General features: G+C 62.7%; 22 protein-coding genes. 15 read left to right on the plus strand and 7 right to left on the minus strand.

Annotated elements, in window-relative coordinates; all coding sequences use genetic code 11:
* Positions 1–199 precede the first annotated feature (199 nt).
* Positions 200–1,129 carry a phosphate/phosphite/phosphonate ABC transporter substrate-binding protein gene (locus tag NKJ11_RS00925; RefSeq protein WP_023811382.1) on the plus strand — a complete coding sequence of 310 codons (930 nt, stop codon included), beginning with the start codon at positions 200–202 and terminating at the stop codon, positions 1,127–1,129.
* A gap of 30 nt (positions 1,130–1,159) precedes the next feature.
* Here the strand turns inward: NKJ11_RS00925 and NKJ11_RS00930 are convergent, their stop codons facing one another.
* The 3 genes from NKJ11_RS00930 to NKJ11_RS00940 form a co-directional block, all read right to left on the minus strand.
* Positions 1,160–1,777: a TadE/TadG family type IV pilus assembly protein gene (locus tag NKJ11_RS00930; RefSeq protein WP_023811381.1), complete on the minus strand. Its 618-nt coding sequence runs from the start codon at positions 1,775–1,777 to the stop codon at positions 1,160–1,162.
* A gap of 37 nt (positions 1,778–1,814) precedes the next feature.
* Positions 1,815–2,396 carry a TadE/TadG family type IV pilus assembly protein gene (locus NKJ11_RS00935; protein ID WP_127295250.1) on the minus strand — a complete coding sequence of 194 codons (582 nt, stop codon included), beginning with the start codon at positions 2,394–2,396 and terminating at the stop codon, positions 1,815–1,817.
* A gap of 137 nt (positions 2,397–2,533) precedes the next feature.
* Positions 2,534–2,956: a pilus assembly protein N-terminal domain-containing protein gene (locus NKJ11_RS00940; protein WP_013533687.1), complete on the minus strand. Its 423-nt coding sequence runs from the start codon at positions 2,954–2,956 to the stop codon at positions 2,534–2,536.
* Between the two features lie 323 nt (positions 2,957–3,279).
* Here NKJ11_RS00940 and NKJ11_RS00945 point away from each other — a divergent pair, with 323 nt between their 5' ends.
* The 9 genes from NKJ11_RS00945 to NKJ11_RS00985 all read left to right on the plus strand — a co-directional run bounded on the left by NKJ11_RS00945 (position 3,280) and on the right by NKJ11_RS00985 (position 12,385).
* Positions 3,280–3,456: a Flp family type IVb pilin gene (locus NKJ11_RS00945; protein WP_127327695.1), complete on the plus strand. Its 177-nt coding sequence runs from the start codon at positions 3,280–3,282 to the stop codon at positions 3,454–3,456.
* A gap of 170 nt (positions 3,457–3,626) precedes the next feature.
* Positions 3,627–4,145 carry an A24 family peptidase gene (locus NKJ11_RS00950; RefSeq protein ID WP_127327694.1) on the plus strand — a complete coding sequence of 173 codons (519 nt, stop codon included), beginning with the start codon at positions 3,627–3,629 and terminating at the stop codon, positions 4,143–4,145.
* A gap of 214 nt (positions 4,146–4,359) precedes the next feature.
* Positions 4,360–5,172, plus strand: a complete 813-nt coding sequence (gene cpaB, locus NKJ11_RS00955; protein WP_352610745.1) for a Flp pilus assembly protein CpaB — start codon at positions 4,360–4,362, stop codon at positions 5,170–5,172.
* Complete coding sequence (locus NKJ11_RS00960) at positions 5,169–6,701, plus strand: type II and III secretion system protein family protein (RefSeq protein WP_128304342.1); 1,533 nt, start codon at positions 5,169–5,171, stop codon at positions 6,699–6,701. The genes cpaB and NKJ11_RS00960 overlap by 4 nt, the downstream gene beginning before the upstream one ends.
* A 14-nt stretch (positions 6,702–6,715) precedes the next feature.
* Entirely contained in the window at positions 6,716–7,453 is a 738-nt protein-coding gene (locus NKJ11_RS00965; protein ID WP_128304343.1) for a CpaD family pilus assembly protein, read from the plus strand.
* A 38-nt stretch (positions 7,454–7,491) separates the two neighbouring features.
* Positions 7,492–8,781 carry a CpaE/TadZ family protein gene (locus NKJ11_RS00970; protein WP_127295264.1) on the plus strand — a complete coding sequence of 430 codons (1,290 nt, stop codon included), beginning with the start codon at positions 7,492–7,494 and terminating at the stop codon, positions 8,779–8,781.
* 29 nt (positions 8,782–8,810) lie between these two features.
* Positions 8,811–10,310 carry a TadA family conjugal transfer-associated ATPase gene (locus tag NKJ11_RS00975; protein ID WP_352554701.1) on the plus strand — a complete coding sequence of 500 codons (1,500 nt, stop codon included), beginning with the start codon at positions 8,811–8,813 and terminating at the stop codon, positions 10,308–10,310.
* A 29-nt stretch (positions 10,311–10,339) separates the two neighbouring features.
* On the plus strand, positions 10,340–11,353 hold the full coding sequence (locus NKJ11_RS00980) for a type II secretion system F family protein (RefSeq protein ID WP_352792505.1): 1,014 nt from the start codon (positions 10,340–10,342) through the stop codon (positions 11,351–11,353).
* A 9-nt stretch (positions 11,354–11,362) separates the two neighbouring features.
* Positions 11,363–12,385: a type II secretion system F family protein gene (locus tag NKJ11_RS00985; protein ID WP_127321199.1), complete on the plus strand. Its 1,023-nt coding sequence runs from the start codon at positions 11,363–11,365 to the stop codon at positions 12,383–12,385.
* Between the two features lie 84 nt (positions 12,386–12,469).
* On the opposite strand, the gene NKJ11_RS00990 is transcribed toward NKJ11_RS00985, so the two are convergent.
* Entirely contained in the window at positions 12,470–13,291 is an 822-nt protein-coding gene (locus NKJ11_RS00990) for a tetratricopeptide repeat protein (protein ID WP_352792608.1), read from the minus strand.
* A gap of 116 nt (positions 13,292–13,407) precedes the next feature.
* On the opposite strand from NKJ11_RS00990, the gene NKJ11_RS00995 reads away from it, so the two are divergent.
* The 5 genes from NKJ11_RS00995 to pdeM all read left to right on the plus strand — a co-directional run bounded on the left by NKJ11_RS00995 (position 13,408) and on the right by pdeM (position 19,416).
* Positions 13,408–14,772 (plus strand): leucyl aminopeptidase family protein, encoded by a 1,365-nt coding sequence (locus NKJ11_RS00995; protein WP_352792506.1) that lies wholly within the window; start codon positions 13,408–13,410, stop codon positions 14,770–14,772.
* A gap of 72 nt (positions 14,773–14,844) precedes the next feature.
* Positions 14,845–15,195, plus strand: a complete 351-nt coding sequence (locus NKJ11_RS01000; RefSeq protein ID WP_013533675.1) for a MarR family winged helix-turn-helix transcriptional regulator — start codon at positions 14,845–14,847, stop codon at positions 15,193–15,195.
* Between the two features lie 30 nt (positions 15,196–15,225).
* A complete protein-coding gene (locus NKJ11_RS01005) occupies positions 15,226–16,086 on the plus strand; it encodes a C40 family peptidase (RefSeq protein ID WP_352631063.1) in 861 nt (286 codons plus the stop codon).
* Between the two features lie 67 nt (positions 16,087–16,153).
* Positions 16,154–18,703, plus strand: coding sequence for a ligase-associated DNA damage response DEXH box helicase (locus NKJ11_RS01010; protein WP_352792508.1), 2,550 nt, complete (start codon positions 16,154–16,156; stop codon positions 18,701–18,703).
* On the plus strand, positions 18,700–19,416 hold the full coding sequence (gene pdeM, locus NKJ11_RS01015) for a ligase-associated DNA damage response endonuclease PdeM (protein WP_128304349.1): 717 nt from the start codon (positions 18,700–18,702) through the stop codon (positions 19,414–19,416). The genes NKJ11_RS01010 and pdeM overlap by 4 nt, the downstream gene beginning before the upstream one ends.
* A gap of 6 nt (positions 19,417–19,422) precedes the next feature.
* Here the strand turns inward: pdeM and NKJ11_RS01020 are convergent, their stop codons facing one another.
* From NKJ11_RS01020 to NKJ11_RS01030, 3 genes are read right to left on the minus strand one after another with little or no spacing between them, the layout of a single operon-like run.
* Positions 19,423–20,358: a dimethyl sulfoxide reductase anchor subunit family protein gene (locus NKJ11_RS01020; RefSeq protein ID WP_128304350.1), complete on the minus strand. Its 936-nt coding sequence runs from the start codon at positions 20,356–20,358 to the stop codon at positions 19,423–19,425.
* A 3-nt stretch (positions 20,359–20,361) separates the two neighbouring features.
* Positions 20,362–21,096 carry a 4Fe-4S dicluster domain-containing protein gene (locus NKJ11_RS01025; RefSeq protein WP_023811364.1) on the minus strand — a complete coding sequence of 245 codons (735 nt, stop codon included), beginning with the start codon at positions 21,094–21,096 and terminating at the stop codon, positions 20,362–20,364.
* On the minus strand, positions 21,093–24,023 hold the full coding sequence (locus NKJ11_RS01030; RefSeq protein WP_164892953.1) for a molybdopterin oxidoreductase family protein: 2,931 nt from the start codon (positions 24,021–24,023) through the stop codon (positions 21,093–21,095). Before NKJ11_RS01030 ends, NKJ11_RS01025 begins: the two co-directional genes overlap by 4 nt.
* Between the last annotated feature and the right edge of the window lie 148 nt (positions 24,024–24,171).

Consider the following 24,171-nt stretch of genomic DNA (forward strand, 5'->3'; position numbering starts at 1 on the left):
GGTTCCGCGACTTCATTGGCAATTCGGAAACCAAACGGCAACGGGCAGGCGTGACAATCAGTGCATATCGCCCAAAAGTGCGCAGCGGTTTTGGGGGCAACGACTTGCCCAAAGCAAGCAGTGCGTCGCCCAAAAGTGCGCAGCGGTTTGGGAATGACGATCTGAGCATCGATCCGGGAAAACAGACGGCGGTTCTGTCATGAGGGTTGCGTTAAAGACATATGCCGCTCTGTTGCTGGGGCCGGGCGCGCTCGTCGGGCTCTGGTCCAACCCGGCGCATGCCGACTGGCGCGATGATATCGGCACGTTTCGCATAGGCATCGTTGCCGAGCCAGGTGCCGGCAACGCCGTTCCGGGGCTGGCTGTGTTGACCGACGCCTACACCAAAGCATTGGGCATGAAGGTCGAGTTTGTCGTTGCCCGCAATTATGCCGCGCTGATCGAGGCGCAGGCCGATTCCCGCATCGAATATGCGATCTATTCGGCCACCGCCTATGCAACGGCCTCGCAGCGCTGCTTATGTATCGAACCGCTTGTCGCTCCGGTCGATTCAGACGGCGCGATCGGCATCCGCTCCGTTCTGCTGACGCGGGACGGCAAGCTGCCCGACCTTGCGGCGATGGACCGCCATCGTATCGCCATGGCGCCTTCGGACAGCGTCGGCGGTTCTCTCCTGCCATTGGCGGCGTTGGCCGCGGAAGGCCGCAAGATCGCGGAAGATGCACCGTTTCTGGCCCGTGCCGATTCGGCCGCGGCGGCCGAGACGATGCTGGTCGACGGCAAGGCTGATGGCCTGTTTGGCTGGGTGACGGCCGCTGCCGACGGCCCGCGAGAACCGTCGGGCACGCAGGCCAGGTTGGAGGCGGCAGGGCTCTCGGTGACGGCGCTTCGTGTCGTGTGGACGTCGGGTCTGCTGAGATACGGCCCGCACGCGGTCCGCAGCGATCTCGACCCGGAAGCCAAGCGTCGACTTGCCGTGTTCCTCACCAACCTCAAGTCGACGACGCCCGATATCTACGCCCTCCTGGAATCGGGACATTCCGGCGGCTTCGCTCGCGTGGCGCCAAAAGACTACGAGATGGCCGCTGCTATCGTGCGCTTCGTTTCGGACCGTGAGCCGCAGCAGTAGCGGCCCTGCGCAGGGCCTAGCTGGTTCTGTTCAACAGTCGCTGCAAGGGATCGTCACGCTTCTGCGGGGGCGCAGATAATAGGTTTCGCCCATGGTTATGTTGCTGAAAGCCGAGGTCAGTCCAAGCTTCTGTTGACTGCTCGCGCTCCACGCGATGGCCGGCGTATAGCCGAGGTTGCTTTCGACGCGAATGAGAAACGTGTTGGCGACTCTGAGCGACGTCGGGATCGTTGTCTCGGTGGTGGCGCCGGCGCCACGGCTGGCGACGCCGGCGACCAATTTGCGTGACCAAACCACCAGTGCCCTCGTCGCATCGGGCGTAACCTGTATCGCCGTGATGGTGATGCTAGGGGGCGAGCGGTTGTAGGGCTGAAGGGTGACGCTGCCGATCTGCATGATGGCGTCGACATCCGCTTTGAGGACGCTTGTCTGCTGGGTGACGAGATCGGCCACCATGCTGCCGATACGACTGACCTTCTTGCTGGTCTCGATGGCTTGCGACGCTTCCATTGTCAGGAAATACATGATCAGCAGAATTGGCATGATCAACGCGAATTCAACCGCCGCGATGCCGCGGCGATCGGACCAGAATCGGCTTGCTTTCCGCCAAACTCCCGTAATCATAAGATGTGCCCCCGCACGCATCATGCCCTTGCCCTTTTCTTATACTGCTCGTGCATTCCGCTCAGTTGTCGAACGGCTCGTTCTGCCAGGTCACCGATGCGAAATGCAGGGTCTTGTTGCCGCCCATCGACTGCGCCAGCAGATCGGTCATGATCGGCCACTTGTAGAAGACCCGAAGCATGTTCCTCGACTCCGCCGCACCCGCTGTCACTGAGAACGATTGGGTTGCGGTGCCTTTCGTCAGTACGACGTCGCCGTTCTGGATCTTGAAGCCTGCCGTGGCCGCATCGGCGAACGACGTATATTGGCGAAGATCCACCAGCAGTTGATTGGGACAATCCTGGGAGACGATGATCTGCAGTTTCGTGCAGATCATGTCCCGCAAATTGGTTCCGGCAACGTCAGCCGCTCTCAACTGGCCGGTGCGCAGCTTGCGCGCGACATCGTCGGTGACGTTGGCCATCACCTCCTGGCCGGCAAACGAGATGCAGCTTTCCAGAATGGCAAAGACAAGCAGCGCGAAGGGGACTGAAAGGATCGCGAATTCGATTGCCGTGGCGCCGCGCCGGTCACGAAGGAAGCGGGCGAAAAACCTTGGGCGTCTCACTTTGTGGTCGCCTGCGCGACCGAATTCCTTGCTCATGTCCGATCCTGCCGATCTCTATGCGGTCTCGGAAGGAGCATTAGCGCAAACCGATTGAGGTCCGGTTTGGATGATCGTTAAAGTCGGCGCAGGCCTCTTAACCAGACAATAACCGGAACGGCAGTCGGCAACGCCACCTATCGGCTGACGCTCATCTCCGCTTCCGAAGACTTCTCCGCTTCGCTCTTGTACGAGCTTTCGCAATAGGGTGTGCACGACATCGTCTGGATTTCGGCGCGCCGATAGATGCGCACGGACGAGGCGGCTTGCCGCACCACGGTAACCTGCTCGTCGACGATGGGGCTGCCGTCCGTATCGAGCACGACCAGATTGGTGACCCCGAAGCCTTTGCCGGTGAGCACGATCGTTGAAGCGTCCTGCACCGAAGCGTCGGCGATTGCCGGGTTGCCGACCACGATGGTGTCGGCGGGACGCGACAGTTTGACGATCTTGGCCTGGTTCATCGTGACCTCGATACCGGCGCCGGCCATGGCGGGCGCGACGAAGCTCGAGACGGCAAGAAGCGCGGCAATCAGGATTGACGATCTCGGCTGGGCCATTGAGGCGCTCCACGCAGGCGGACTGATCAACGGAACATGAACGAGATTGGTGAACCAACGGTTAAGCATGCGGTGTCGCCAATGATGCGATGGCAGACAAGGACGCTCGCCGGGCACTGTCCGGAAGTCCACAAACCCGGGGCGAGAAGGCTCAGTGGTATATTAGCCCCAGGTTAACCACGCAATGTGTTCGAACCGGGAAAGGAATCGGTAAGGCTGTTTCTTAAGCCGATCGAAAGAGCTTCTCCCTAGATTGGCAGCATCCGATCAACCATCACAGAAGTTGACGGAAGTGCTGTAACACGTGGAGTAGGAGCTCTCGAATGTCTAATCTCATCGCACGTTTTGTGAAGGACGAATCCGGCGCGACCGCTATCGAATATGGTCTGATCGCCGCTCTCATTGCGCTCGCCATCATCACTGGCGCGGGCCAGCTCGGTACTGCGCTCAACGCCAAGTTCACCAACATCGGATCCACGTTGAACGGCGCTGGCAACTGATTCGCTATCGCTGAAGCAATCAACTTGCAGCAAGGGCCGCCTCACTGGCGGCCCTTGCTTTGTTTGTGAGACCTTAGGGTACCAAGACGTTTTAGCAGCGGGCCTCATCAATCGTTAATCGAACATGTCTAGACTGGCCGCATTGGAATTGAACAATAGGCACAGCGCCGATGCTTGAAGCCCTGATCTTCGTCGTCTTTCCGTTCTGCATGCTGTTTGCCGCGATTTCCGACATGCTGTCGATGACGATCGCCAATCGCGTGCCGGTGCTGCTCGTCGTTGTTTTCGCGCTGGTCGCGCCGCTGACGGGTATGGACTGGGCGGTCTATGGCGGACATTTCGCCGCCGGCGCCCTGGTCCTGGCCGTGACGTTCGGCCTGTTTGCAATGGGCGGCATGGGCGGCGGCGACGCCAAGCTTCTGGCCGCCACCGCGATGTGGATGGGCCTCAATATCAATCTCGTGGAGTATCTTGTCGCCTCGACAATCATCGGCGGCTTGCTGACGCTGGCGATCATCCTCTACCGGAAGTCGCTGCTTGCGGCCGTTACCGGCCAAAATCCGTTTCTGCGCCATTTCGCCGACGAGGCAAAAGGTGTTCCCTACGGCGTCGCCCTCGGCCTTGGCGGGTTGCTGACCTATCCGGATTCGCCTTTGATGGTATGGGCGCTTGCCAGGCTGGCGACTTGAGCACGATCTTATTTTTATTGTCTGTCAGCATTGCCGAAACCCCGTTCTCAACAGGGCCGGCCCGGCCATTTTGGCCGTTCAGACCACATTCCGGCTAATTTATGTAAAGCTTAAATTAATCACGATCGTAAGCATTACATTAACCTTGTTTTGACGATTGCCGCTGCAAAGTCCGGCTTGGCTACGTGGTTTGCCAGGGCAAGGGTTCGGACAGATGCCAGCATCGCGATTGATAATTCTGAGCGTGGCGGTGGCCGCGGCGGGTGGCGCTGGCTATGTCGCGAAGAACATGGTGGCACCGCCGCCCCAGGTCGTCGTCGATTCCGGCCCCCAAGCCCCGGCAGTGGCACTCCAGGATGTGCTTGTGCTTTCAGGCGACGTTCCGATGGGCAGCCCGATCCAAAACAACATCGCCTGGCAATCCTGGCCCGCCGACGGCGTCAACGCGAATTTCATCACCCGCACCGCCGAGCCCGAGGCGCTGGACAAGCTGAAGAGTTCCGTTGCCCGTGTGGCAATGTATGCCGGAGAACCCCTGCGGCGCTCCAAGCTGATCGGCGAGGGGCAGAGCTTCATGTCGTCGATCCTGCCTTCCGGCATGCGGGCGGTCGCCACGGCCATCTCGGCCGATACGTCGGCCGGCGGCTTCATTCTTCCCAACGATTTCGTCGACGTCATCATGACCCGCAGGGCCGATGCCGCCAGCGGCGCCGCCGGCTTCAACACCGAGACCATCCTCAAGAACATCCGCGTCCTGGCCATCGATCAGACCATTCAGGAGGACGAGGAAGGCAAGAAGACCAGGGTGGGTCAGACCGCCACGCTGGAACTGACGCCCAAGCAGGCGGAGATCATCACCGTCGCCCAACAGATGGCGGATCGCCTGACCCTGGCGCTACGGGCAGTCGCGGACGCGCAGGAAAAGAATCTGGGTGAGGCCGACTATCTCGTTTCCGGCAATGGCCGCAGGGGAACGGTGAGGCTGATCAAGTCGGGCGAAGTTTCCGAAGTAGGGGCAAGGAAATGAGGCTAAGCGGTAAACTGCCGGCAATCGTAGCCGCGGCATTCGGCCTGCTGCTCGTCGGAACGAATGTGCAAGGCAGCGTTGTCGAGGCAAAGAACGCGCAGGTCACGGCATCGACGGCCACCCAGCGCGTCAAACTCGGCCTCAACAAGTCGGTGGTCATCGACCTGCCGAGCGATGCCTACGACATTCTCGTCGCCAACCCGGCGGTGGCCGATGCGGTGACCCGCACCGCAAGGCGCATCTATCTGTTCGGCAAGGCGGTCGGCGAGACGAACATCTTTGTCTTCGGTCCGAATGGCGAGCAGATCGTCAGTCTTGACCTGGCCGTCGAACGCGACGTTGCCGGCCTTGAGGATTATATCAGGCGCTTCCTGCCGACGTCGGCCATCAAGGTGGAACTGCTGAACGACAACGTCGTTCTGACCGGAACGGTCGACACGCCGCTGGACGCAAAGCGCGCGGTCGACCTGGCGACGATCTTCGTTTCGGGTGGTGAAGCGACGACGGGACAGTATTCGCAGACCGCCGCCGGCGGTTCAGCTCAAAGCGGTGTCGACATCAACAATCCGGACCAGGAACGCCGCACCAGCAAGATCGTCAACCTGCTGCAGATCATTGGCGACGACCAGGTTACGCTGAAGGTCACGGTCGCCGAAGTCAGCCGCTCCGTGATGAAGCAGCTCGGCGTCAACATGGTCGGCAGCGGCAGCTCCAACGGCATTTCTTACAGCGCGGCAAGTTCGCCTGCTTTCGGGTTGGGCAAGCCGATTGCGGCTAGTTCCGGTTTGTTGCTGGGAGACGGGATCGGAAACGGCCTCCAGGCCTACATCAATGCCATGGAGCAAAGCGGCGTGATGAAGACGCTGGCCGAGCCGACCCTCACCGCCGTGTCGGGCGAGAAGGCAACGTTCAAGGTCGGCGGCGAGTACAATCTGGCCACCGGTCGCTCGAGCAATGTCTCGACCGACAATCAGACCGGCCTGACGACATATTCATTTGAAAAGATCGAATACGGCATTGGCCTCGAGTTCCAGCCGGTCGTGTTGTCGGCGGGGCGCATAAGCCTCAAGGTCAGAACCTCCGTATCGGAGCCGACCACGGATGGTGCGCCGACCCTCGAAGGTTCGGGCACTCAACCCGGTATGACGATATTGTCCATCCGCAAAAGGCTTGCCGATACCACTGTCGAATTGCCTTCGGGCGGGTCGATGATGATCGCGGGTCTCGTTCGCGACGACGTTCGCCAGGCTATCTCGGGCCTGCCTGGCCTAGCCAAGATCCCGGTGCTCGGCTCGCTCTTCCGCAGCAGGGACTTCGTCCGCAACGAGACCGAGCTCGTCATCATCATAACGCCCTATCTGGTGAAGCCGGTGGCCCGCAACGACCTTGCCAAGCCGGATGACAATTTCAACGCCGCCAGCGATGGCGCCGGCATGTTCCTTGGCCGCGTCAATCGCGTCTACGGCACCATGCAGACAGACAAGCCCAACGGCCGCTACCACGGCGTTGTCGGCTTCATCTACAAGTGAGCGGGGAAGCGGACATGTCTCAGTCAGCATTGAAGGCAAGCACCATCGCGGCAGCGATGCGCTTTGGCCGCTCGCGGGTCTGCCGGGGAGCCGTTCCTGTCCTGGCGGTTGCGGTGGCGGCTCTGCTGGCCGGCTGCGCCCAGCGCGACAGCATCACGGTCGGCGCCATTCCGGACGATTACCGCACCAACCATCCGATCGTGATCGCCGAGAAGAATCAAAAGATCGACCTCCCGGTTGGTGCCGGTGACCGCGGCATGACCGGCTCTCAGCGCGATACACTTCTTGGCTTCCTCGATGGCTATGACAGAAGTGCCGCCCCGACGCTGACGATCCAGGTCCCGAGCGGATCGGCCAATGAGGTCGCCGCGACCGCGGCGGCCCGTGATTTCGCCCGGCTCGCGATCGCCAGCGGCGTCAAGCGCAACCGGCTTGTCGTCACCTCTTACCAGGCCGCCTCGAGCGAAATATCCTCGCCGGTCCGCGTCGCTTATGTTGCGGTGAGGGCGCGGACCGACAAATGCGGACGCTGGCCAGCCGACCTCGTCGATACGTCGGAGAATAAGCACTATGCCGACTTCGGCTGCTCCTATCAGAACAATCTTGCCGCCCAGATGGCCAACCCGGCCGATCTGCTCGGCCCGCGCAAGCCGTCCACAATCGATGCTGAAAATCGCGGCGCGGTGATCGATGTCTACCGTGCAAGAGGCATTTCGGATGAGTTCCTGGGCAATTCGGAAGTAGACTACTAAGCCGCCAGTCTCGGATAGAACAGGCCACGGGAAAGAGCATGACGATGAGCAACCTTGCCTACGACGCCCCGGTGGACGGCAGCGATACCTCGCAGCAGGACATCGCCGCGATGCAGGCGTTGCGGCCGATCCCGCGCATCTCGATCCAGGCATTCTGCGAGACCGAGGGTGTTGCCAATCCGGTCGAGCGCGCCGGCGAGGACCGCCGCATGACGAAGGCGCATCTCAAGGTGCATATGGGCGGCGTCCCCACCGCCATCGAATTCTACCAATCGGCGCCGACGCCCAACCTGATCCTGCTGGAATCGCGCAGCGAGCCCAAGCAATTGCTGGAACAACTCGCCCAGCTTTCGGAATATTGCGATCCGACGTCGAAGGTGGTGGTGATCGGCCACTACAATGATGTCGGCCTCTACCGCGAGCTCATCCGCAACGGCATTTCCGAATATGTGATCGCTCCGGTCTCGATGGCCGACATCGTCAGCGTGGTGTCGTCGATTTTTATCGATCCGGAAGCCGAGCCGCTCGGCCGCTCGATCGCCTTTGTCGGCGCCAAGGGCGGTGTCGGCTCCTCGACGATCGCACACAATGTGGCTTGGGCGATGTCCTCCCTGTTCAAATCCGAAGTGGTCGTCGCCGATCTCGATCTGGCTTTCGGCACCGCCAACATGAATTTCGACCAAGATCCGGCGCAAGGCATCGCCGAGGCAGTGTTTTCACCGGAACGCATCGATGAAGTCTATCTCGACCGGCTGCTGACCCAGTGCGCCGAGCATCTGTCGCTGCTGGCAGCACCTTCGACGCTCGAACGGGTCTATGATTTCGATGCCGAGGCCTTCGTTCAGCTCATCGACACCGCCCAGCGCAGCGTGCCGCTTCTGGTGCTAGACGTCCCCCATGCCTGGACGGGCTGGACCAAGAACACCCTGGTCAAGGCCGACGAGATCGTCATCACCGCGACACCGGAACTTGCCAATCTGCGCAACACCAAGAACCTCGTCGATATGCTCAAGCGGCTTCGTCCCAATGATCCGCCGCCCAAGCTGATCATCAACCAGGCCGGCGTGCCGAAGCGCCCGGAGATTTCGCCCTCCGACTTCGCCGAGCCGCTCGGCTTGTCGCCAATGTCGGTCATTGCTTTTGATCCGTTGCTGTTCGGCAATGCCGCCAACAACGGACGCATGCTTGGCGAAATGGATGCCAAGAACCCGGTCGTCGCAATGATCAACGAAATGGCGCATGTGCTGACCGGGCGCAGCGAAATCAAGATCAAGAAGAAGGCCGGGCTCGGCAGCCTGCTCGGCAAGCTCTCGCGCAACAAGAAGTGACGCTTCAGCAGTGGAATCGGTAGTCGATCATGTTTGGTAAAAGAGGCAGCGACGACGGCAACCGGTTCACGCCGGAATTTCGCCAGCCAGCACCGGCGCCTGTTGCGCCGCCGGCTGCAGGTTCCATGGACACGGCGGTTCTGACCCGGCCCGCGGCGCCAAGCGCGCCTGTCGCGCCGCCGGCGCGCCGTGCGGTCGAAGCACCGCCATTGGCGCCTGAGCCGAAGCGGGCACAGCGCGAAAAGAGCGAAACTTATTACGATACCAAGAGCCAGGTCTTCTCCGCGCTCATCGACACCATCGATCTGTCGCAGCTTTCCAAGCTTGATCCTGAAAGTGCGCGCGAGGAAATCCGCGATATCGTCAACGACATCATCGCGATCAAGAACTTCGCAATGACGATCGCCGAGCAGGAAGAGCTGCTCGAGGACATCTGCAACGACGTGCTCGGCTATGGGCCGCTCGAGCCGCTGCTCGCCCGCGACGACATCGCCGACATCATGGTCAACGGCTCCAGGAACGTCTACATCGAAGTCAACGGCAAGGTCGAACAGACCGGCATCCGCTTTCGTGACAACCAGCAGCTCCTCAACATCTGCCAGCGTATCGTCAGCCAGGTTGGCCGCCGCGTCGACGAATCCAGCCCGATCTGCGACGCGCGCCTTCCCGACGGCTCCCGCGTCAACGTCATCGCGCCGCCACTCTCCATCGATGGCGCCACGCTCACCATCCGCAAATTCAAGAAGGACAAGCTGACGCTCGATCAATTGGTCAAGTTCGGCGCCATCTCGCCGCAGGGCGCCGAAGTCCTCAAGATCATCAGCCGTGTTCGCTGCAACATCGTGATCTCGGGCGGCACCGGTTCGGGCAAGACGACGCTGCTCAATTGCCTGACCAACTATATCGACCGCGAGGAGCGCGTCATCACCTGCGAAGACTCGGCCGAGCTGCAATTGCAGCAGCCGCATGTGGTACGCCTCGAAACCCGCCCGCCCAATCTGGAGGGCGAGGGTGAGGTGACGATGCGTGACCTGGTCAAGAACTGTCTGCGCATGCGGCCCGAGCGCATCATCGTCGGCGAAGTGCGTGGACCCGAAGTGTTCGATCTTCTGCAGGCGATGAACACCGGCCATGACGGCTCGATGGGCACGATCCACTCGAACAGCCCGCGCGAATGCCTGAACCGTATCGAATCCATGATCGCCATGGGCGGTTATTCGCTGCCGCAAAAGACAGTGCGCGAAATCGTCGTCGGCTCCATCGACGTGATCATCCAGGCGGCGCGCTTGCGCGACGGATCGCGCCGCATCACCCACATCACCGAGGTGATCGGGATGGAAGGCGACGTCATCATCACGCAGGATATCGTCCTCTACAACATCAAGGGTGAGGACGCCAACGGCCGGCTGTTGGGTGAGCACGTATCGACCGGCATCGGCCGTCCGCATTTCTGGGAGCGTGCACGCTATTACGGCGAGGAGCAGCGTCTCGCCATTGCGCTCGAGGCGATGGAGAAACGCGCTGACTGACGTATGCTGGGGTGTAAGGGTTCGGGCCAATGTTTGGAATTGACGGCACAGTACTGGCGTTTGTCGTGCTCGCCGGCTTTAGCGCCGGCGCCGTCGCCTATGCATTTCTGTTCACCCGGATCAGCAACGAGAAACAGGTCGGCAAGCGGCTCGAAACGATCAGGACCGCCGAGACGGATCGCTCCGTCGTCAAGGCCTCGCGCGACCGCGTGGCGGAAGCCACCAAGCGGCGCAAATCGGTTCAGGATTCTCTCAACGAACTCGACGCCAAGCAGAAAACCAAGGACAGCCGCGTCAAGAAACCGCCGCTGAAAGCCCAGCTTCGTCAGGCCGGCCTCAAGACCACCATCGAGCGTTTCTATATATATTCCGCAATATGCGGCATCGTTTTGACGATGGTCGCCTTTGTGGCCGGAGCCCCGCTGATCGCCTTGCCGGGCGTGCTGTTGGCCGGGGGGCTGGGCCTGCCGCGCTGGTTCGTCACGTTTCGTCGCGCCCGCCGGGTCAAGGCATTCCTCAACGAATTTCCAAACGCGCTCGACATCATCGTGCGCGCGGTCAAATCCGGCCTGCCGCTGAACGACGCCGTGCGCTTGATCGCCAACGAATCGCCCGAACCCGTGAAGACCGAGTTTCGCCGCATCGTCGATTCACAGCAGATGGGCCTCTCTATCCCCGACGCGACCTTGCGCATGCCCGAAACCATGCCTTGCACCGAAGCAAGCTTCTTCGGCATCGTTATCCAGATTCAATCGCAGGCCGGCGGCAATCTCTCCGAGGCGCTGGGCAATCTTTCGCGCGTGCTTCGCGATCGCAAGAAGATGAAAGCCAAGGTCGCGGCGCTGTCGATGGAAGCGAAGGCGTCCGCCGCGATCATCGGTGCGCTGCCCTTCATCGTCGCCTTTCTCGTCTACCTGTCGAGCCCGGCCTACCTGATGCCGCTCTTCAACACCAGCGTCGGAAACCTGATCCTTGGTTGCTCTGCGGTCTGGATGTCGATCGGCATCCTGGTGATGCGCAAGATGATGAACTTCGAAGTCTAGGATGCTGGCATGACCGAGCAAGTCATCAAGACCCTGACGGATCCGAGCTTCCTGATCGCGATGCTGGTCGCGATAGCGGTGTTTGCGACCGTCTTCACCTTGCTGCCGGCGTTTGGCGGAAACCAGCTCAAGTCACGCATGAAATCCGTTGCGCTGGAACGCGACGAACTGCGTGCGCAACAGCGCGCCCGGCTTGCGGTCGAGGCCGACCGCCGTCGCAAGGGCTTGCGCGAGGAACAGTCGATCGGCATGCGCAACATTGTCGACCGGCTGGATCTGAGACGCGCACTCGCCGATGAAGGCACCTTGCAGAAACTCAAGGTGGCCGGTTTTCGTGGACAGAATCCGCTGACGCGGTTTCTTTTCTTCCGTCTCGTGCTTCCTTTTGTCGGTTTCGCGCTGGCCGCAATCTACATCTTCGTGCTCGGAGGACTGCCCGACAAGCCATTGGTCATCAGGCTGTTTGTCTGCATCCTTGTTGCTTACGGTGGCTTCTACGCACCGGTCATCTACGTCAACAACCGCGCCACCAAGCGCAAGCAGTCGATCCAGATGGCATGGCCGGATGGGCTTGATCTGATGCTGATCTGCGTCGAATCGGGCATGTCGGTGGAAGCGGCACTGCGCAAGGTCGCCGACGAGATCGGTGCGCAATCGGTGGCGCTGGCGGAAGAATTCATCCTCACCAACGCCGAGCTTTCCTACCTGCCGGAGCGCAAGCAGGCCTACGAGAACCTGGCAAGCCGCACTGGCCTGGATTCGGTCAAGTCGGTGTCGCAGGCGCTCGTCCAGGCCGAGCGTTACGGCACGCCGGTGGCGCATGCACTGCGCGTGCTTGCCGCCGAAAGTCGCGACATGCGCATGAATGCGGCCGAGAAGAAGGCCGCCGCCCTGCCGCCAAAGCTCACCGTGCCGATGATCCTGTTTTTCCTGCCTGTGCTTTTCGCCATCATTCTAGGCCCCGCCGGCATTCAGGTCAGCCAGCGCGGTATCTTCGGCGATCATCCGGCGCCGGCAACAAACGCCCAGTAGCGGCAAGGCAAATTCCTGCATTCCCTCGAACGAAGAAGCCGCGCATGCAGCGCGGCTTCTTCGTTGGGCATCGGGATTGTGATCTCAGTTGGTCGCGGACTTCGGCTTGTCCTGGTCCTTGAGCTGGCTCCAGGCATTCTGCTGGGCCAGCATCTGCCTGAGATAGGCGACGTTTGCCTGCGCCTGTTCGGGCGAGAGCTCCTGCGAGGCGATCTTCTCGGCCTCGTCGAACCGGCCTTGCAGGCCGACGACCAGTGCCAGGTTCTGGCGGACGCGGCTGTCCGCATTCGGCTGCTGCGCGGCCGAGCGCATATAGGTTTCGGCGGTGCGCAGGTCACCTTCCAGCACATACGACATGCCAAGATTGGAGAGCACGGAAGGCTCGTTCGGCTTGAGGTCGAGCGCCTTGCGGTAAAGCTGGCGTGCATCGTCCTTCTGGCCGGTCTGGTCGAGAATGGCCGCTTCGGCCGACACCAGCTTCCAGTCGGGATATTCCGGTGTCTGAGCACGGCGCACGGCGTCGAGCGCCGCCTCGAACTGGCCATTGGCGGCCAGCGCCTTGCCATATGAGGCAAGAACGTCACGATCCTTGGGCAAAGCGATGGCGAGCTTGCGCATCACGGCCAGCGACTGATCGGCGTCGCCATCCATCTGCAATGCCGCCGCATAATTCGTCGCTATCCGCTTGTCGTTGGGGTTCTTCGCGTAGGATTGGCCAAGTGCGCCGGTGGCATTGTGCAGTTCGCCGGCCGACATGCTTTCCAGCGGTTTGCCGCTGGTGCGTGTGATAGAGCCGGTGGAGAGCTTGTCGGTTCCGCAACCGGCGACGCCCGCCGCCAGCGCCAGCACAAGGGCCGTGGTGATGAGCCGTTTTCCCCTGGCGTTGATCCTGCGGTTGGTCGGCATGGCCACCTAAGCCTCCATTCATGCGCGGCCATTGCGTGGCCGTCTTCCCTCCCGCAGAAATATTCTGTTAACCCTAACGGACGGTTAAGAACGGCGACTCACACGGAGAACATCGCATGCCTGTCGAACTCGTCGGGAAGACATTGCCGGGCGCGCTGCCGGTCCATCTGATCGCCAGGGACGGTCTGGACGCGGCCGGCCTTGCGCCGGCCGCTGTCGCCTGGGCCAGGGCCAACGGCTTTTCCGGCGAGGCAGGCAGGACGCTGGTCGTGCCCGGCGAAAACGGGGCGCTCGGCGGCGCCTTGTTCGGCGTCGGCGATGGCGAAGGCGCGCTCGCCCTCGGCGCACTGTCGAAAGCCTTGCCGGAAGGCGACTGGCATTTCGCCTCGACGCCGGCCAAGCCGGATCTCGCGGCGATCGCGCTGCTGCTCGGCGGCTATGTCTTCACCCGTTACGGCAAGAAGTCAGGCAGGGCGCTGCGCTTCGGCCTGCCGGCAGGCGTCGATGCCGGGCGCGTTCGCCGCATTGCCGATGGCGTCTTCCTGACACGCGATCTGGTCAACACGCCGACCAGCGATATGGGCCCGGAAGATTTGGAGCAGGCGGTGCGGACCCTGGCCGCCAAGCACAAGGCCGAAGTCTCGGTGGTCAAGGGTGACGATCTCCTCGACCGGAATTTCCCGATGATCCATGCTGTCGGCCGTGCGTCGGCCGGCGCGCCGCGCCTGATCGATATGCAGTGGGGGCAGCAAGGGGCGCCGAAGGTAACGCTGGTCGGCAAGGGCGTCTGCTTCGACACGGGCGGTCTCGACATCAAGCCATCGTCCGGCATGCTGCTGATGAAAAAGGACATGGGCGGTGCCGCCAATGTCCTTGGCCTTGCCTCGATGATCATGGCTGCCGGGCTGAATGTGCGGCTGCGCGTGCTCATTCCCGCGGTCGAAAATTCGATTGCCGGCAACGCCTTCCGGCCCGGGGACGTGCTTGCGAGCCGCAAGGGCATCACTGTCGAGATCGGCAACACGGATGCCGAGGGGCGGCTGGTGCTGGCCGACGCGCTGGCGCTGGCCGACGAGGAGGAGCCGCAGCTTCTGATCGACATGGCGACGCTGACCGGGGCTGCCCGTGTCGCGCTCGGCCCCGATCTGCCGCCGTTCTACACCGGCGACGAAATGCTGGCATCCGATCTTGCGGCGGCTTCCGTCGCGGTCGAGGATCCGCTGTGGCGCATGCCGCTGTGGCAGCCATACGATGCAAAATTGTCGTCGAAGATCGCCGACATCAACAATGTCACCCCGGATGGTTTCGCCGGCTCGATCACCGCGGCGCTGTTCCTCAAGCGCTTCGTCGAAAAAACCGCGGGCTGGGCGCATTTCGACATCTTCGCCTGGAACCCGGCTGACCGTCCGCATGGCCCCGCCGGCGGTGAGGCACAAGGCATCCGCGCGCTGGAGCGGATCATCGCGAAACGCTACGGCTGACGGTTGCAGGCGAGAGACGGCAATCGCTTTGACTGAAACGGAACCGAAACAATTTGCCGTCATGCTGGCGCGATGTCGATTGCGATGCGCCCGAGCCAGGCCTTGCGACTGTGGCAGCAGGTGATGCTGTCGCAGGTGCGCGACGACGCGCCCGATCTGACCATGCGCCAGACGGCAATCCTGTTCACCATCTATCTCGATCCGCCGCCGCACACCGTGCGCGGGCTCGCCGCGCGCCTCAATGTCACCAAGCCCGTGATCACCCGCGCGCTCGACACGATGGGCGCTTTGAAACTCGTCTCGCGCCATCGCGACGAACTCGACAAGCGCAATGTTCTGATCAGGCGCACGGTCGAGGGCGCGCTCTTTGTCGAGCGCTTCGGCGATGGTATCATCGCCAAGGCGCTCGAACTGCCGATGTGAGCGAATTACCTTTTCAACAGAGTGCTCGATTTGACCGCCAGGGATGCCCGCCTTCACGCTTTTCGCTCCGATCTCGCCGATGCAAGGCTGAAGGGCGAGGTCGCCGCCGACCGCTTCGTCGCCGGCCGGCCGGCGCGGGTCATCGCGTCAGTGGCCGATATGCGCAAGGCGCCGCGGCCTGATGCCGGCGTCAACACGCAAGCGCTGTTCGGCGACGATGTCCTGGTCTTCGATGTCGCTGAAGGCTGGGCCTGGGTCCAGGCCGAACGCGACGGCTATGTCGGCTATGTCGCCGACACGATGCTCGGGGGCCGGGATCACGCGGCCACTCACATCGTCTGCGTGCCGCGCACCTTCCTTTACCCCGGGCCGGATCTGCGCTTTCCGATCGCCGGACAATTGTCGATGGGATCGACGGTGACAGTGACGGAGGCCGCCGAGACGCGCGGTACGCATTATGCGGTCCTGCCTTCCGGCGAGGCGCTGATCGCAGGTCACCTGCGGCCGCTCAGTGAAGCTGGCTCCGACTATGTCGCGGTTGCCGAGGCGTTTCTCGGCACGCCCTATCTCTGGGGTGGCACTTCCGGGTTCGGCATCGACTGTTCGGGCCTAGTGCAACTGGCGATGCGCATGGCCGGCAGCGACGTGCTGCGCGATTCGGACATGCAGGCGGCGACACTTGGCGAGCCGCTCGAACCGGGACCTGATTTCTCAGGCTTGCGACGCGGCGATCTGGTGTTCTGGAAGGGCCATGTCGCCGTCATGACGGATGCCGACACGATGATCCACGCCAATGGCCACACCATGCTGGTGTCGCACGAGGGATTGAAAGACGCCGTCGCGCGCATCGGCTATCTCTATGGCAGCCCGACAGGGTTTCGGCGGCCTTAGGGAAGAACGATCCCCTTTTGTTCCGATTCTTCTTGGCGATTAGCCGCCGTCGCGCTACCTCTGGCGGGTGACAGAGCAGCCGCGCCTTGCCGAACAGAATGCCGCCGTGGCCCTGCCCGAACCATTCATCAGATGGTTTGGTGAGAAAGGCTGGTCGCCGCGCGCCCATCAGATCGAACTTCTGGCGAAAGCCCAGGCCGGGCAATCAGTCCTGCTGATTGCGCCGACCGGTGCCGGCAAGACGCTGGCCGGATTCCTGCCTTCGCTGACCGAACTGGCCAACAGGCCCAAGAGAAAGCCGGGCCAGGCGCGTCGCGGTATCCACACGCTCTACATCTCACCGCTGAAGGCGCTTGCCGTCGATATTGAGCGCAATCTCGGCAAGCCGGTGGAAGAGATCGGCCTGCCTGTCACCATCGAAACGCGCACCGGCGACACCCCCGCCCACAAGCGCCAGCGCCAGAAGCTGGTGCCGCCCGACATCCTGCTGACCACGCCCGAGCAACTGGCGCTACTGATTGCGGCCGGCGATGCTAAACGTTTCTTCGAGGATCTGCGCTACGTCGTGCTCGACGAACTGCATTCGCTGGTGACGTCGAAACGCGGACATCTGCTGGCGCTCGGTCTGGCGCGGTTGCGCAGCTTTGTCCCTGGTCTGCAAACCATCGGGCTGTCGGCGACGGTGGCCGAGCCGGACGAGTTGCGGCGCTGGCTGGTCAGCCAGAATCCGCCCAAGGGTTCGACAGACCATGACATGGCGGAACTGATCGTCGTCACCGGGGGCGCGAAACCGGAGATTTCTATCCTCGATTCCGAAGAGCGGGTGCCATGGGCGGGACATTCGGCGCGCTACGCCACGCCTGAGATCTACCGAGAGATCAAGCGCCACAAGACGACCCTGTTGTTCGTCAACACGCGCAGCCAGGCGGAGCTGCTGTTCCAGGAATTGTGGCGGGTCAACGAGGATACGTTGCCGATCGCGCTGCATCACGGTTCGCTCGACGTCGCCCAGCGCCGGCGCGTCGAAAAGGCGATGGGGGAAAACGCACTGCGCGCCATCGTCGCCACCTCGACGCTCGACCTCGGCATCGACTGGGGCGATGTCGATCTGGTCGTGCATGTCGGCGCACCAAAGGGGGCGAGCCGGCTGGCGCAACGCATCGGCCGCGCCAACCACCGCATGGACGAGCCGTCCAAGGCGATCCTCATCCCGGCCAACCGCTTTGAGGTGCTGGAATGCCGGGCCGCCCTCGACGCCAACTATCTCGGCGCGCAGGACACGCCTCCCTTGATCGATGGCGGTCTCGACGTGCTGGCGCAACATGTACTCGGCTGCGCCTGCGGCGCGCCGTTCCGTGCCGATGATCTGTTCGAGGAAGTGCGAACGGCAGCACCCTATGTCAGCCTCGACCGGCCGACTTTCGACCGCGTCATCGATTTTGTCGCCACCGGCGGCTATGCGCTCAAGAATTACGAGCGCTACGCCCGCATACGCCTGAACAAGGATGGATTCTGGCGGGTGTCCAATCCGCGCGTCGCCCAGCAATACAGGCTGAATGTCGGCACCATCATCGAGGTTCCGGCGCTGAATGTGCGCTATATCAAGGCCGGCGGCAAAGGTGCGGCTTCGCGCGGCGGCCGGGTTCTCGGCAAGATCGAGGAGGCCTTCCTCGAAACGTTGACGCATGGCGACACCTTCATGTTCGCCGGCAAGGTTCTGCGCTTCGAAGGCATCCGCGAGAATGAATGCTTCGTGTCGAACGCGCCCGGCAGCGATGCCAAGGTGCCTTACTATGGCGGCGGCAAGTTCCCGCTTTCGACCTATCTCGCCGAACAGGTCCGCATCATGCTGGACGACCCGCAGCGATGGAAGAAGCTGCCCGAGCAGGTCGCCGACTGGCTGCGATACCAGGCCGACAAATCGGTGCTTCCCAAACGCGACGACCTGCTGATCGAGACCTTTCCACGAGGCAACCGCCACTATCTGGTGGCTTACCCGTTCGAGGGCAGGCTGGCGCACCAGACGCTCGGCATGCTGCTCACCCGCCGTCTCGACAGGGCAGGAGCCAGGCCGCTCGGCTTCGTCGCCACCGATTATGCCTTGGCGATATGGTCACTGGGCGACATGGGCGCGATGTTCAAAGCCAGGAAGCCTTCGCTTGGCGCGCTTTTCGACCAGGACATGCTTGGAGACGACCTCGAAGCCTGGCTGGCCGACAGCTGGCTTCTCAAGCGCACTTTCCGCAATTGCGCGCTGATTTCGGGATTGATCGAGAAACGCCACCCCGGCCAGGAAAAGAGCGGCCGCCAGGTCACGGTCTCGACCGACCTGATCTACGATGTGCTGCGCAGCCATGAACCGGACCACATTCTGCTGCAGGCAACACGCGCCGACGCAGCGACCGGCCTGCTCGATGTCAGCAGACTTGCCGACATGCTCTCGCGCATCCAGGGTCGAATCGTGCATAAGGCACTCGAACAGATATCGCCGCTCGCTGTGCCGATCATGCTCGAGATCGGCAAGATGCCGGTCCATGGCGAAGCCGATGAAACGCTTTTGATGGATGCGGCGACATTGGTCGAGGAGGCCATGGGGCCGGGAATGGCTGAGGAATGAATTTTTCGCTGGCGCGCACATCGCTGATCGCCGAGGCCGATCTCGTCGGCATCGCCGGCGAGCGCGCTGTCTGCGACCCGCGCGGCGTGCTCTATTTTCCGGATCTGCGGCTTCTGGCCGTGTCCGATCTGCATCTGGAAAAGGGTTCGTCGCTGGCACGCCGCGGCACGCTGATTCCGCCCTACGACACCGGTGCGACCTTGCTGCGGCTTCAGGCCGTGATATCGGACTACCAGCCGTCGATCGTCATCAGCCTGGGCGACAGCTTTCACGATGGCGGCGGCGCCCAACGTATGCACGCAAGTTTCCGCGAGCGGCTGGAAGCACTGATGGCCGGCCGGCAATGGTTCTGGGTCACCGGCAATCACGACCCGGAAGCGCCAGCCGATCTGCCCGGCGAAACGGTGCGTGAACTTGCTACAGGCTCGCTGCTGTTCCGGCATGAGCCGTCGAAGCAGCGTGTCGAAGGCGAAATAGCGGGCCATCTGCACCCCTGCGCCCGTATAGTCCAGCAGGGCCGCTCGGTGCGGCGCCGCTGCTTTGCCGGCGACGGCGGCCGCATGATCATGCCGGCCTTCGGCGCCTATACCGGCTCGCTCAACGTGCTCGACCGCGCCTATGCCGGGCTGTTCCGGCTGGACACGCTGATGGCTTATATGCTGGGCGCCCAACGCATCTTTGCCATTTCCGGCTCGATGCTGCGGCCGGGCTAAACAACCTTACCTGCCATAGTAGAGCGTAACCGTGTGCTTCGCCTCGGCGAAGAACAGCCAACGTTCGACCAGCATGCCGGCGAACTGGATTGCAGCAGCAAGTACCGTCAGCAACGCTGCCAGCGGCCATGGCAGGGCGAACACAATGGCGAGCAGCCCCAAGGGCAACACGAAGGCCAGAAGCTGCGTGATGTGGCGCAGCCGCGCGCTGTGCTTGCGCGCGATGCGGAAACCCATTTCCTTGAGCAGGTAGTTTTCCTCGGTATGCGGCCATTCCAGCGACCGCACCGTGCCTCCGGCCAACCCGGTCGCGGTGTTGGCGGTGGTCGCGATCTCCAATCGGTCGTTGTAGCGCCAGGTCGCGAGCTTCCAGCCCCAGCCGAGCAAGGTGAGCAGCAAGCAAGCCGCCAGAAGCATCTTCGAGCCGAGAGCAAATCCCTGCAGCAGCGCGTTCAGCAGCACGCTGCCGGTCATCGCCGAGAAGATGAGGTAGGCCGGTAGAGTGTAGCGGCTGTGCCACTGGGCGATCGGCTTCAGCGACGCATAGATCATGCCTGTGGTGCAGACGGTGACGATCGCGCCGCAGGCCGCCAGCAATCCGGCAATGGCCACCCAGCCACTGGTGCGGCCAAAAAATACCCAACCGATGCCAAACAGTCCCGCCGGAATGAAGGTGATGACCGAGGCGACGCCTTCGCGCGACAGCCATGAACTGCGCCATTGCGAGAACGCCCGCCAGGCGCGTTCGGGTCTGCCGAGGTGGCCAGTCGAGGACAACAGTCCGGCTACGATCAGGCCGAGCGCCAGCCCCATGCCGATGAAGCCCAGCCAGAAATCGGGTGGGATGATCTGGAATCCTCCGAGCACGCCCAGCAGCGCGAGCAGGCCGTAGCCCGCCCCGGTGGCGGTGGTGAAGAAGACGACGGAGAAGGCTGGATGCATGGGTCAGTTCGAAAGCATGCGGTCGACCCAGCCGAGGAAACCGCCTTCGGCCCGCACCGGTTCGAGTGCGGGTGCTGCCACCGATGCGGCGCGCGTGGTGTGGGCGCGCGGCGGCAGGTATTTGTTGGTCGGGCGATAGCCGAGCTCAGGCATCAGGTCGACGCCGCCACGCTCCGCCACCAGTTGCGAAACCGCCGATAGGGGATCGCCGAGATCGCCGAAATGCCGGGCGCTGGTCGGGCAGGCGGCGACGCAGGCCGGTACGCGGTCCTCTTCGGCCAGATTGTCATTGTAGATGCGGTCGACGCACAGCGTGCACTTCTTCATCACCCCGACGTCCGTATCGAATTCTCGCGCGCCATAGGGACAGGCCCAGCTGCACAATTTGCAGCCGATGCACTTGTCCTCGTCGATCAGCACGATGCCGTCCGAGGCCCGCTTGTAGGAGGCGCCGGTCGGGCAGACGGTGACGCAGGCCGGTGTCTCGCAATGCAGGCAGGAACGCGGAAAATTGACGGTGCGCCCGCCCATCTCGGTCGTGTGCTCGTAAGCGTGCACGCGGTTGAACCAGACGCCGTCGACATGGCCGCCATAGGGGTCGATGTCGGTCAGCGGTGCCATGTGGCCGCCGGTGTTCCATTCCTTGCAGGCGGTGACGCAGGCCTGGCAGCCGACGCAGGTGTCGAGATCGATGACGAGGCCGAGCTTCTTGCCGCTTTGGCTTGGCAGACAGGTCATTCGGTCGCCTCTCTTGCCCTGCGGAATTCGGCACCGAAGCGAAGGATGTCGGGTGAGGGTTCGAAATGCGGCGGCTGCCGGAAACGCTCGAATTGCGGCTCGGTGAAGCCGGCTTCCTCGACAGCGCATTTGACGATGCGCACGCGCAGGTCGAACCATGCGGCCTGGCCTGTGACCGGATCGGAATTCGAATAGCGTTTGCCCTGTGCATCGGCCGAGGTCTGGTCGCCGATGATATGGTTGAGCAGGAAGCCACGGTTGCTCTCGGCCGCGTCGTCCTTCAGCCCCCAGCTGCCGCGCCGCTTGCCGATGGCGTTCCAGGTCCAGACCGTGCTTTCGTTGACCCCGTCGATCAGCTTGATCTGCCCCTTCACCCTGCCGTTGATGCTTTCGATCCACACCCAGTCGTCATCGACAAGGCCAAGGCCGGCTGCCGTCCGGTGATGCACGAACAGCCGGTTCTGGCTGGTGATCTGCCGCAGCCACGCATTCTGCGATCCCCAGGAATGGTACATGTGCATGGGCCTCTGCGTCAGCGCATGCAGCGGATATTTTTCGAGGTCGACGACCGCTTCCTCGAAGGGCATGTACCAGAAGGGCAGCGGGTCCATGTAGGTCTCGATGCGCTGGCGATCGCCCTTTGGCGGCAATACGGGGCCATACCCACGCGCGGCGAGGCGGAAGCGCTGCATCGGCTCGCAATAGAGCTGGAAGACGATTGGCTCCGCCTTGGGGATGAAGCCCATCTGCACCGCGAAGTCGAGATAGGAGCGGTTGGCCATCTTATAGTAGCGCTGGTCGTCGGCGAAATCGTGATGCCAGAAGCCGCCATTGTCGATGTAGCGCTGCAACTGATCCGGGTTGGCCTCGCCCCTGCCGGTCGAGGTCCCATCCTTGCCGCGCCAGCCGGCGAGCGGGCCGATGCCGGGCGTGCGCTCATGATTGACGATGTAGTCGGCGTAGTCGCGGTATTTGGCCGTGCCGTCCTCATCGACGAAACCGGGCATGCCGAGCCGGGCGCCGAGTTCGATCAGCACCGACTGGAACGGCCTGACGTCGCGGTCCGGCTCGACGACGGGATAGCGGATGGCGTCGCCCGGTCCGTCGGCATGGCTGATGGGCCGGTCGAGCAGGCTGATGCAATCATGCCGCTCGAGATAGGTGGTATCCGGCAGCACCAGGTCGGCGAACGGCACGGTCTCGGAATAATAGGCATCGGAATAGATGATGAAGGGAATCTTGTAGTTGCCCGCTTCGTCGCTGTCGGTCAGCATGGCAATGGTCTCAACGGTGTTCATCGAGGAATTCCACGCCATGTTCGACATATACATCATCAGCGTATCGATCGGGTACGGGTCGCCGGCCCAGGCATTGCGGATGACGGTGTGCATCAGGCCGTGCGCGGCCAGCGGCGCGTCCCAGGAATAAGCCTTGTCGATACGAAGCGGTGTGCCGGCCTCATCGACAAGCAAATCGTCCGGCCCGCAGACGAAACCGAGTGGCATGCCGTCAAGCGGCGTCATCGGCTTGACGGTTTTGCCGGCCGGCTTCGGTCCTGGCGGAGCGGAGCGGGGGTAGGGCGGCTTGAAACGGAAACCGCCGGGAACATCCACCGTGCCCAGCAACACTTGGAGGAGATGGATGGCGCGGCAGGTGTGAAAGCCGTTCGAATGGGCCGAGATGCCGCGCATGGCGTGCATCGAGACAGGCCGCCCTTTGATGGTCTCGTGCCGGCGCCCGGCCCAGTCGGTCCAGGCGATCGGCAGTTCGATCGTCTGTTCGAAGGCGACATGCGCAAGTTCGGCGGCGATCCTGCGGATCGTATCGGCGGCAATGCCGCAACGCTCGGCGACCGCGTCCGGCGCATAGCTCTCATCGAGGTAGCGGTCGGCGATGAGCTGAAACACCGGGACGCAGTGGCGCCCGCCGATCGTGAAGCTGCCCGTCAGTGCCGGCTTCGCACTGGCATCAGTGGCGCCGACAGGCGTCTTCGCAACCCTGTCCCACGCCAGGGGATTTCCGTCGGCGTCGCGCACGAACAGCCCGTCATCGGCGGCACCCGACTCCTGCACGACGAGAACATGGGCATTGGTGTAGCGCAGCAGATAATCGAGATCGACGCGGCCCGCCTTGAGCAATTCGTGGATGAGGGCGAATACGAACAGCCCATCGGTGCCGGGCCGAATGCCGATCCAGTCGTCTGCGATGGCATTGTAGCCGGTGCGGCACGGGTTGATCGAGACGACCTTGGCGCCGCGCGCCTTGAGTTTGCCGAGGCCGATCTTGATCGGGTTGGAATCGTGATCCTCGGCGACGCCGAACAGCATGAAATACCGGGTGTTGTCCCAGTCGGGCTCACCGAATTCCCAGAACGAACCGCCGATCGTGTAGAGACCGCCGGCCGCCATGTTGACCGAGCAGAAGCCGCCATGGGCGGCAAAGTTCGGCGTGCCGAACTGGCTCGCCCACCAGCCGGTCAGCGACTGCGACTGATCGCGGCCGGTGAAGAAGGCCAGTTTCTTGGGGTCGGTCCGGCGGATCGCCGAGAGCCGTTCGGTGGCGATCGAAAACGCCTCTTCCCATTCGATCTCGCGGAACTCGCCAGAGCCGCGCAGGCCGGTGCGCAGCAGCGGCTTCTTCAGCCTTGCCGGACTGTAGTGCTGCATGATGCCGGAGCTGCCCTTGCCGCAGATCACGCCGCGATTGACCGGGTGGTCCTTGTTGCCGTTGATGTAGCGGACCTTGCCATCCTTGATGTGCACATCGATGCCGCAGCGGCAGGCGCACATGTAGCAGGTCGTCTTGGCGATGCTGTCGGAAACATCAGGCGAGGTGTCGACGCCGTCGCCTTCGTCAGGCGCTCGCGTGTCGGCAAGCGGGCGTTGCGATGGTGCCGAATTCGCGCCGCGCGGCGGTCCCTGCATCATGATCCGGTGGCGCCTGTACGGCCCATGGATTTGGCCCGCGTCTTCGGTCCGGGGCCGCGCATGTAATGCTCTTCCGGGTGGTAGCGATCGCCGGCCAGCCGCCGTCTTATGCCGCGGGTCCAATGCGCAAGCAGGGATCTGAACCGCC

The organism is Mesorhizobium sp. M0243 (genome assembly GCF_040321775.1).
Taxonomy (GTDB): domain Bacteria; phylum Pseudomonadota; class Alphaproteobacteria; order Rhizobiales; family Rhizobiaceae; genus Mesorhizobium.